The sequence below is a fragment of the Pseudonocardia sp. genome, assembly GCF_050250275.1.
Lineage (GTDB): Bacteria > Actinomycetota > Actinomycetes > Mycobacteriales > Pseudonocardiaceae > Pseudonocardia.
In genome coordinates, this window is the sequence record NZ_JBFWOY010000067.1 from 1 (window position 1) to 9,306 (window position 9,306).

Annotated in this window: 9 protein-coding genes and 1 pseudogene; 4 read left to right on the top strand and 6 right to left on the bottom strand. The window is 73.8% G+C overall.

Features of this window, described 5'->3' with window-relative positions; translation table 11 throughout:
- Positions 1 to 106 precede the first annotated feature (106 nt).
- The 3 genes from AB7F12_RS31440 to AB7F12_RS31450 are packed head-to-tail and all read right to left on the bottom strand — an operon-like array spanning position 107 to position 2,442.
- A complete protein-coding gene (locus AB7F12_RS31440; protein ID WP_428502773.1) occupies positions 107 to 880 on the bottom strand; it encodes a phosphotransferase in 774 nt (257 codons plus the stop codon).
- Positions 877 to 1,470 (bottom strand): DoxX family protein, encoded by a 594-nt coding sequence (locus tag AB7F12_RS31445; RefSeq protein WP_428502774.1) that lies wholly within the window; start codon positions 1,468 to 1,470, stop codon positions 877 to 879. Before AB7F12_RS31445 ends, AB7F12_RS31440 begins: the two co-directional genes overlap by 4 nt.
- 54 nt (positions 1,471 to 1,524) lie before the next feature.
- Positions 1,525 to 2,442, bottom strand: coding sequence for a 2-hydroxyacid dehydrogenase (locus AB7F12_RS31450; RefSeq protein ID WP_428502775.1), 918 nt, complete (start codon positions 2,440 to 2,442; stop codon positions 1,525 to 1,527).
- Positions 2,443 to 2,532: 90 nt separating this feature from the next.
- On the opposite strand from AB7F12_RS31450, the gene AB7F12_RS31455 reads away from it, so the two are divergent.
- From AB7F12_RS31455 to AB7F12_RS31465, 3 genes and pseudogenes are all read left to right on the top strand, one after another.
- Complete coding sequence (locus AB7F12_RS31455; RefSeq protein WP_428516471.1) at positions 2,533 to 3,684, top strand: PQQ-dependent sugar dehydrogenase; 1,152 nt, start codon at positions 2,533 to 2,535, stop codon at positions 3,682 to 3,684.
- 86 nt (positions 3,685 to 3,770) lie between these two features.
- Positions 3,771 to 4,604, top strand: coding sequence for a hydroxypyruvate isomerase family protein (locus AB7F12_RS31460; protein WP_428516469.1), 834 nt, complete (start codon positions 3,771 to 3,773; stop codon positions 4,602 to 4,604).
- Between the two features lie 21 nt (positions 4,605 to 4,625).
- Positions 4,626 to 5,204 (top strand): annotated as a pseudogene (locus AB7F12_RS31465) (SDR family NAD(P)-dependent oxidoreductase); the annotation flags it as partial.
- A 79-nt stretch (positions 5,205 to 5,283) separates the two neighbouring features.
- Here AB7F12_RS31465 and gatB read toward each other — a convergent pair.
- From gatB to gatC, 3 genes are all read right to left on the bottom strand, one after another.
- Complete coding sequence (gene gatB / locus AB7F12_RS31470; protein ID WP_428502610.1) at positions 5,284 to 6,786, bottom strand: Asp-tRNA(Asn)/Glu-tRNA(Gln) amidotransferase subunit GatB; 1,503 nt, start codon at positions 6,784 to 6,786, stop codon at positions 5,284 to 5,286.
- A complete protein-coding gene (gene gatA, locus AB7F12_RS31475) occupies positions 6,783 to 8,288 on the bottom strand; it encodes an Asp-tRNA(Asn)/Glu-tRNA(Gln) amidotransferase subunit GatA (RefSeq protein WP_428502609.1) in 1,506 nt (501 codons plus the stop codon). The genes gatB and gatA overlap by 4 nt, the downstream gene beginning before the upstream one ends.
- Positions 8,289 to 8,361: 73 nt before the next feature.
- On the bottom strand, positions 8,362 to 8,685 hold the full coding sequence (gene gatC / locus AB7F12_RS31480; RefSeq protein WP_147105836.1) for an Asp-tRNA(Asn)/Glu-tRNA(Gln) amidotransferase subunit GatC: 324 nt from the start codon (positions 8,683 to 8,685) through the stop codon (positions 8,362 to 8,364).
- Positions 8,686 to 9,023: 338 nt separating this feature from the next.
- Here gatC and AB7F12_RS31485 point away from each other — a divergent pair.
- Positions 9,024 to 9,306 (top strand): ACT domain-containing protein (locus AB7F12_RS31485; protein WP_428518069.1); only part of this gene is annotated, 283 nt, incomplete at its 3' end.

The window sequence follows — 9,306 nt, forward strand, 5'->3', positions numbered from 1 at the left end:
GCTTCACCGGCGAGTCGGTCACGTCGCCGAGCGGGCTCGTCCACCAGCTCTGGAACCGCAAGCCGGGGTCGTGAGCGGTAATGGTCGCCATAGCGTCCATTACCGCTCACAGGGCCGCCAGGCCGCCCTCCGCCACGGCCGCCAGTTCCTGGACGCGGGCCGCGCCCAGGTGGTCGGCGGCGAAGCCCAGGTAGGCGACGGCCATCGCGAGGTCGGACCAGCCGTCCTCGCTCGGGTCGCCCGTCGCGACGTCGGTGCCCTGCGCGCGCAGCACCGCGAGGTCGAAGCCCCGCGGTGCGACGCGCGCGTTGCCCCAGTCGATCAGCCGGCCGCCCCGCACGTTCCCCCGGTGCGGGTCCCCGTGGGTCAGGGTGCGCGGGACAGCGGTCGCGGCGTGGAGGGCGCGGGGGTCGTCGGCCCAGGCCCGGATCCGGGCCGCCACCGATGGGGTCACGGGGTCGACGGCCGGGACGATCCGCTGGAGGCACAGCTCGCGCCACCACGCGGCGTCGGCCACCGGGACCGTGCGAGGGCGCTTGCCGCGCCAGTGCGTGTGGACCCGGTCCAGCATCGTCAGGACCGCGGCGGGGACGGGCTCGTCGTCGGCAAGGGGTGGTCCGTCGTGGAACGGCACCACGACCCAGCCGGTGCCCGCGGCCAGCAGGACGGGTTCGGCGAGGGTGGGGACGACCGCGACGGCCCGCAGCGCCGCCACCTCGCGGGCCGCGGCCGCCTTGACGACGACCGAGGTGCCGTCGGACAGGTCGACGCGCTCCGCCCCTTCCGAGGCGTAGCCGCCGGTCAGCGCCGCGCGGCCCACCACGGTCAGCGGCCCCCGGCGCCGCGCCAGCGCGCGCAGCCAGTCGTCGTCGGGGATCACCGACGCAGCGTCAGCATCACCACGAGGACGACCGCGACCGTCACGATCAGGCAGACGACCGCGTAGGGCATCGGGCGTCGCAACCAGGTCCGGCCGTTGTCGAGCGAGATCCGCCCGGCGCCCGCGAACATCAGCGCGGCGGCGCCGGCGCCCAGCAGGATGTCGAGCTCGATCGCGTCGGGCGCCTGCGCCGCGAAGAAGTAGACGGCGGGCACCTTGACCAGCAGCGCGACCACCTTGATGGCCAGCAGGCCCGCGGCCGCGAGCGGCGTGAACAGGCCGAGGACGACGAACGCGCCCGCGGCCATCTCCACGATGCCCAGCGCCCAGGCGAGGCTCGTCTGCTGCGCGACGAACCCGTGGACGGCCAGGTTCTCGGCGGTCCGGGTGATGCCCAGGCCGCCCCACATTCCGAAGACCTTCTGCGCGCCGTGGGCGAGGAACAGCCCGCCGACGGCGAAGCGCAGGATCAGCAGTCCGATGTCCGCCGCGCCGTTCGAGGGGACCGGCCGGCGCTCGGGACGGGTCGTCGACGTCGGGGGTTCGGAGTCGAAGGTCCCGAAGTCGATCGACCGGGTCGGTTCGCTCATGGGGCGCAACACTAGTCGTCGCAGGTCACCGGCGGATCGAGCCGGGACGGCGTGTCAGTAACCGTTCTCGACGAGGTTCGGCGGGCGCTCCCCGCGCACGAACGCGGCGATCTGCTCGACGGCGATCCCGTAGGCGCGCCGCATCGCGCCGGGGACGCTGCCGCCGACGTGCGGGGTGAGCAGCAGCCCGGGTGCCGACCACAGCGGATGCCCCTCCGGCAGCGGCTCCGGGTCGGTGACGTCGACGGCCGCCCGGATGCGGCCCGACGTCAGCTCGGCGACGAGCGCATCGGTGTCGGCCACGGGTCCGCGCGCGGCATTGACGAGGATCGCGCCGTCGGGCATCGCGGCAAGGAACCGGGCGTCGACGAGGCCACGGGTGTCGTCGGTCAGCGGGACGATGACGACGCAGGCGTCGAACTCCGGCAACAGGTCGTGGACCTCGTCGATGCCGTGGACACCGTCGCGGGCCCGCCGCCCGACGAGCGTCGTCGACACCCCGAACGGGGTCAGCCGGCTCACGGTCTGCGCCGCGACGTCACCCGCGCCGACGATCAGCACGGACTTGCCATCGAGCTCGTCGGTGCGGTGGTAGTCCCAGCGGCCCTCCTCCTGTGCGCGCTGGAACACCGGGAAGTCGCGGTAGATCGCCAGCAGCGCGCCGACGATCCACTCCGCGGTCGCGCCGCCGTGGGCGCCCTTGCAGTCCGACAGGGCGACACCCTCGGCCAGGTTGCCGACCCAGATCTCCGCACCGGCCGTGAGCAGCTGGACCAGCCGGAGCTTCGGCATCTGCTCGGCGAGCGTCACGCCGCTGGCCGGGGACAGGAACGGCGGGATGAGGATCTCGGCCGTCGCGGCCTCGGGCGGCAGCGGGGCGTCCGCGTCGTAGTGGACCGGCCGCACGCCGGGGAGCTGTTCGAGGGCCGCGCGGCCCTCCTCGTCACACACCAGGACGTCGATGTCAGGCACGACGCCACGCTAAACCGCCCGACCCCGCGTATCGACGCCCGGTGGCCGCACTCACGGGGGGATCACCGGGGCCGACATAGCCTTGGGGACATGGGGCACGGGCGGGTGGTCGGCGGGCTGCGCGCGCTGCTGCTCGTCGTGCTGCTCGCGTTCGTCGCCGGCTGCGCCGACTTTCCCGACGGCGGGCAACGCACGTGGCAGGACCAGGTCGAGAACTCCGGCGAGCTCGGCGGGCCGCCGTCGGTGCAGCAGCCGCCCCCGCCCGGCAGCCCCGGTGGCGGCCAGAGCCCGCCGCCGCAGAGCTCCGGGCCGCAGCAGCCGGCGGGGTGCGTCGACCCGGACCCGCAGGTCGTCGCCACCTGTCTCTCCCCCGTCTCCGCCATCGCCGTGCTGCCCGACGCCACGTCCGCGCTCGTCGCCGAACGCGACACCGGCCGGGTCCTGCGGGTGCAGCGCGGCACCGCCCCGCAGGTGATCGCGACCGTGCCCGTGGACGCCGCCGCCGGTGGGCTCACCGGGCTCGTGCTGTCCCCCAGCTACGCCGAGGACGAGCTCGTCTACGCCCTCGCGTCGACGGGGTCCGACCAGCGCGTCGTGCGCATCTCGCCCGGTGAGGCGCCCAAGCCCGTGCTCACCGGCATCCCGCGGGGCCCGGGCGGCGCGCTCGGGGTCGACCCGACGTCGGGGTACCTGCTCGTCGCCACCGGCGGCGCGAACGCCGACCCGGCCTCGCTCGCGGGGAAGGTCCTGCGGATCGACACCCTCGGCCGTCCGGCCCCCGGCAACCCCGGCGCCACCGCCGTCTACGCCTCGGGGCTCACCAGCCCGCAGGGCATGTGCGCCGGTCCCGACGGCAGCGCGTGGGTCACCGACCGGGCCGCCGGTCGCGACGTCCTGCACCGCGTCGCCCCCGGCACCCTCCCCGCCCCCGCCTGGACGTGGCCCGACCGGCCGGGCGTCGCCGGATGCTCCGTCAACGCCGGTGTCCTCGTCGTCGCCCTGACCGGCACCAAGTCGGTCTTCGCGCTGCGGCCCGGGGAGAACGGCACCTTCACCGGCGACCCCCAGACGCTGCTGGTCGACGCCTACGGCCGCCTCTCCGCCGCGGCCCCCGGCCCCGACGGGCTGCTCTGGCTCGGCACCACCAACAAGGACGGCGGCGCCGGCGCCGGCCCCAAGGCCAGCGACGACCGCGTCATCCGCATCCAACCCCCGACGGGCGGCGGGGCGAGCCGGGCGTAGTCCGTCCCGTTCCCGGACGAACGGCACAGTGGCGCAACTGAGTTGCGCCACTGTGCCGTTCGTTCGTTTTCGGGGAGGCTGCCCTGGTGACCCTTCCGCTCGTCGCCAACATCTCCCTGCTGTTCGCCGAGGTCCCCTACGAGCAGCGGTTCGCCCGCGCCGCGGCGGCCGGGTTCACCGCCGTCGAGACGTGGTGGCCCTGGCCGGCACCCGTCCCCCCGTCCGGCGGCGAAGACTTCCTGGTCGACGCGCTCGAGTCGGCGGGACTGCGCCTGGCCGGGCTCAACCTCTACGGCGGCGACCTCGGCGCCGGCGTCCGCGGCATCGCGTCCGACCCCTCGTTGCGAGGCGAGTTCGATGCCAACCTCGACGCCGTCGTCGCCATCGCGCGGCGCACCGGCTGCCCGGTGTTCAACACCCTCTACGGCCAGCGCCGCCCCGATCTGTCCGACGCCGACCAGGACGCCGTCGCGATCGCCAACCTGACGACGGCCGCGCGCCGGCTCGGGGACGTCGGTGGCACGTCGCTCGTCGAGGCCCTCGGCCGGGGGCTCAACGGCGCCTACCCGATCGAGACCGCCGCCGACGCGGCGCGGGTCGTCGAGCAGGTCCGCGACGCCGGCGGCGAGGCGATCGGGTTCCTCTATGACACCTTCCACCTCACGACGAGTGGCGACGACCTCCTCGCCGCGGTCGACGCCCACGTCGGGCTGATCGCGCACGTCCAGATCGCCGACGCCCCGGGCCGCGGCGAGCCCGGCACCGGGACCGTCGACGTCCCCGCCCTCGTCGACCACTTGTGGGACAAGGGTTATCGGGGCGCGGTGGCGGCGGAGTACAAGCCCACGGTGCCGACGGAGGAGTCGCTGGGCTGGCTCGCCGGGGTGCCGCACCTGCAGCCGCTGCGCTCCTCCGGGTGAGCACGGAAGAACCGCGCGGCCGCCGGCGACCTCGTCGCCGCGCTGCCTGCGGTCGACGTCCTGGTCAACAACCTGGGGATCTACTCCCCCACGCCGGTACTGGAGATCGACGACGCGACCTGGCGTCGCTACTTCGAGGTCAACGTGCTCGCCGGGATCCGGCTGACGCGGGCCTACCTGCCCGGGATGATCGAACGCGGCTTCGGCCGGGTGCTGTCGATCGCGAGCGACTCCGCGGTCGTGACGCCGGTGGAGATGGTGCACTACGGCGTCACCAAGACCGCGCAGCTGGCCGTGACCCGCGGGTTCGCGAAGGCGGCCGCCGGCACCGGTGTCACCGTCAACTCGGTGCTGGCCGGGCCGACCCACACCGGCGGGGTCGAGGACTTCGTCGCCGAGCTGGTCGGCGACGACCTGCCCTGGGACGAGGCGCAGCGCCGGTTCATGCGCGAGCACCGGCCGCAGTCGCTGCTGCAGCGGCTCATCGAGCCGGAGGAGATCGCGAACATGGTCGCCTACCTCAGTTCGGACCTGGCCTCGGCGACGACGGGCGGAGCAATCCGCGTGGACGGCGGCTACGTCGACGCGATCCTTCCCTGACCCGGGGAAACCCGACCTTGCACGAACGGCACAGTCGCGCCATTGCGCGACTGTGCCGTTCGTTCGCGAGGAGCCGGGGTCAGGCGCCGCAGCGTTCGATGATCAGCTCGCGGACGCGCTTCGCGTCGGCCTGGCCCTTGGTGGCCTTCATGACCGCGCCCACGATCGCGCCGGCTGCCGCGACCTTGCCGCCGCGGATCTTCTCCGCGACGTCGGGCTGCGCAGCGAGGGCCTCGTCGACGGCGGCGATCAGCGCGCCGTCGTCGGACACCACGGCCAGGCCGCGCTCGGCGACGACCTCGTCGGGCTCGCCCTCACCCTCGAGCACCCCGTCGACGACCTGGCGGGCGAGCTTGTTGTTCAGCTCCCCGGCGGTGACGAGCTCGATCACCCGGGCCAGCTGGGCCGGGGTGATCGGCAGCGCGTCGAGGGCGACGCCGCGGGTGTTGGCCTGCTGCGACAGGTAGGAGACCCACCACGAGCGGGCGTCGCCCGAGGGCGCCCCGGCGTCGACGGTGGCGGCGACGAGGTCGAGCGCGTCGGCGTTGACCAGGTCGCGCAGCTCGGCGTCGGAGAGCTCCCACTCCTGCTGGATGCGGGCACGCCGCTCCCAGGGCAGCTCGGGCAGCGTGCCGCGCAGCTCCTCGACCCACTCGGCCGACGGCGCGATCGGGACCAGGTCGGGCTCCGGGAAGTACCGGTAGTCCTCGGAGGTCTCCTTGATCCGCCCGGACCGGGTGGTGGCGGTGTCCTCCTGGAAGTGGCGCGTCTCCTGGACGACCTTCTCCCCCGCGTCGAGGACGCCGGCGTGCCGGCTCATCTCGTAGCGGACGGCCCGCTCGACCGAGCGCAGCGAGTTGACGTTCTTCGTCTCGCTGCGGGTGCCGAGGATGCCGGAGCCCTTGGGGGACAACGACAGGTTCACGTCGCAGCGCATCGAGCCCTGGTCCATGCGGACGTCGGAGACGCCGAGCGAGCGGATCAGGTCGCGCAGCGCGGTGACGTAGGCGCGGGCCACCTCGGGGGCGCGCCCGCCGGTGTCGGGGATCATCTTGGTGACGATCTCGATGAGCGGGACGCCGGCGCGGTTGTAGTCGAGCAGCGAGTACTCGGCGCCGTGGATGCGGCCGGTGGCGCCGCCGACGTGCAGCGACTTCCCGGTGTCCTCCTCCATGTGCGCGCGCTCGATCTCGACGCGCACGACGGTCCCGTCCTCCAGCGTCACGTCGAGGTGCCCGTTGACGGCGATGGGCTCGTCGTACTGCGACGTCTGGAAGTTCTTGGGCATGTCCGGGTAGAAGTAGTTCTTCCGCGCGAACCGGCCCCAGGGTGCGATGTCGCAGTTGAGCGCGAGCCCGATGCGGATGGCCGACTCGACCGCGGTCCGGTTCACCACGGGCAGCGATCCGGGCAGGCCCAGGCACGTCGGGCAGGTCTGGGTGTTGGGCTCGGCGCCGAACGCGGTGGGGCAGCCGCAGAACATCTTGGTGTTCGTCGACAGCTCGACGTGCACCTCGAGGCCCAGGACCGGGTCGTAGCGGTCGACGACGTCGTCGAAGTCGACGAGCGTGGGCGCGGTCATGCCTTCACCTCCGGGGTGCGGGCGGCGAACGGGCTGCCGTCGGCGGCGTCGCGGGCCGCCTCGTAGGCCGCGCCCACCCGGTACATGACGGCCTCGCCGAGCGCGGGGGCCATGATCTGCAGCCCCGTCGGCAGGCCGTCCTCGGCGGCGACGCCGCTGGGGACGGACATCGCGGCGGTCCCGGCCAGGTTGGTGGGGATGGTGGCGAGGTCGTTGAGGTACATGGCCAGCGGGTCGTCGACCTTGTCCCCGATGGGGAACGCGGTGGTCGGCGCGGTCGGGCTCACCAGCACGTCGGCCTGCTCGAAGGCAGCGGCGAAGTCACGGCTGATGAGCGTCCGCACCTTCTGGGCCTGGCCGTAGTAGGCGTCGTAGTAGCCCGACGACAGCGCGTACGTGCCGAGGATGATGCGGCGCTTCACCTCGGGGCCGAAGCCGGCCTCGCGGGTGGCGGCCATGACCTCCTCGGCGGACGCGCCCTTGTCGATCCGCAGGCCGTAGCGCATGGCGTCGAACCGGGCGAGGTTCGACGACACCTCGCTCGGCAGGATCAGGTAGTACGCGGCGAGGCCGTACTGGAAGTGCGGGGCGCTGACCTCGACGACCTCCGCGCCCAGCTTCTCCAGCTCGCGCAGCGCGGCGTCGAAGTTCTCCTGGACGCCGGCCTGGTAGCCCTCACCGGTCAGCTCGCGGACGACGCCGACGCGGACACCGCTCAGGTCGCCCTTCGCTCCGAGACGCGCGGCCTCGACGACGGCCGGGACGGGCGCGTCGATCGACGTGGAGTCCATCGGGTCGTGCCCGCCGATGACCTCGTGCAGCAGCGCCGCGTCGAGGACCGTGCGGGCACAGGGACCGGCCTGGTCGAGCGACGACGCGCACGCCACCAGCCCGTACCGCGACACCCCGCCGTACGTGGGCTTCACCCCGACCGTGCCCGTCATCGCGGCGGGCTGGCGGATCGAGCCGCCGGTGTCGGTACCGATCGCGAGCGGGGCCTCGAACGCCGCGAGCGCCGCTGCCGAGCCGCCACCCGAGCCACCCGGGATGCGGCCGAGGTCCCACGGGTTGCGCGTCGGGCCGTAGGCCGAGTACTCCGTCGACGAGCCCATGGCGAACTCGTCCATGTTCGTCTTGCCCAGGATCGTGATGCCCGCGGCACGCAGCTTCGACGTGACCGTCGCGTCGTACGGCGGACGCCAGCCCTCGAGGATCCTGGAGCCGACCGTCGTGGGCATGTCCGTCGTCGTCAGGACGTCCTTGAGCGCCAGCGGCACACCGGCCAGCGCCGACGCGGGCGCCGTCCCGGCGTCGAGCGACTCGTCGACCAGCGTCGCCGACGCCAGCGCCGCCTCCGAACCGACGTGCAGGAACGCGTGCACGTCCCCGTCGACGGCGGCGATCCGGTCGAGGTGCGCCCGCGCGACCTCGACGGCCGACACCTCACGCGAGTGGATCTTCGAGGCCAGGTCCGCGGCACTCAGCCGCGTCAGGTCGCTCATCGCTCTCCCTCGCTGACGCTCGGTCGGCGCTGCGCGCAGGCGCTGTGTCGATGGTTTGCTCGCGTACGCTCGCTCACTGCTCCTCCCCGAGGATCTGCGGGACGCGGAAGCGGCCGTCCTCCGCCGCCGGGGCACCGGACAGCGCCTGCTCCTGCGTGAGGCTGGGGCGGAGCTCGTCGGGCCGGAACACGTTCTCCAACGGCACGGAGTGCGACGTCGGCGGGATGTCCTCGGCCGCGACCTCACCCACCCGGGCGACCGCGCCGAGGATCACGTCGAGCTGGCCGGCGAACACGCCGAGCTCGTCGTCGGTCACGGCGAGCCGGGCCAGCCGCGCGAGGTGCGCGACCTCGTCACGGGTGATGGCCCCGCCCGACGACGGGGATTCGGGAGACATGTCCCTCCAGGGGTGAAGCGGTGGACGGTGCCCACGCGGGCTGCTCACGACGGCCGCCGGCCGGCGCGCAGCGTCACGACCGGGCCTGATGCCGAGTCTAGGACCCCCGGTCGACAGGGTTTTCGCGCACCCGCGACGGCCCGATCCGCACGCCCCGCGGTCGCGGCGACACGCTGGGTCACGCGCGTCACGCCACGGTGGGTGCTGTGGGACGTCGCCGCGCCTGGCAGGATCGCCGGTGTGCCGCGTCGGCCGCCAACGGGGCACTGCTCCTCGGCGCGCGCGGCGTCCCGCCCGGCCACCGGGGTCGTGCGGGCCAGGTGAGGAGGCGTGGCCGGGTGACGTTCTTGCTCCGCGTGGTACTGCCGGATCGACCGGGCAGTCTCGGAGCGGTCGCCTCCGCACTGGGCGAGGCCGGCGCCGACATCCTCGGTGTCGACGTCGTCGAGCGTGTCGACGGGATCGCCGTCGACGACCTCACCGTCGAGCTCCCCTCCGGCCGCCCGCCGGACGTGCTCATCACCGCCGCCGAGTCGGTGCGCGACGTGCAGGTCGAGTCGGTCCGCCCCTACTCCGGGCGCCTCGACACCCACCGGGAGCTCGAGCTCGTCGACCGCATCG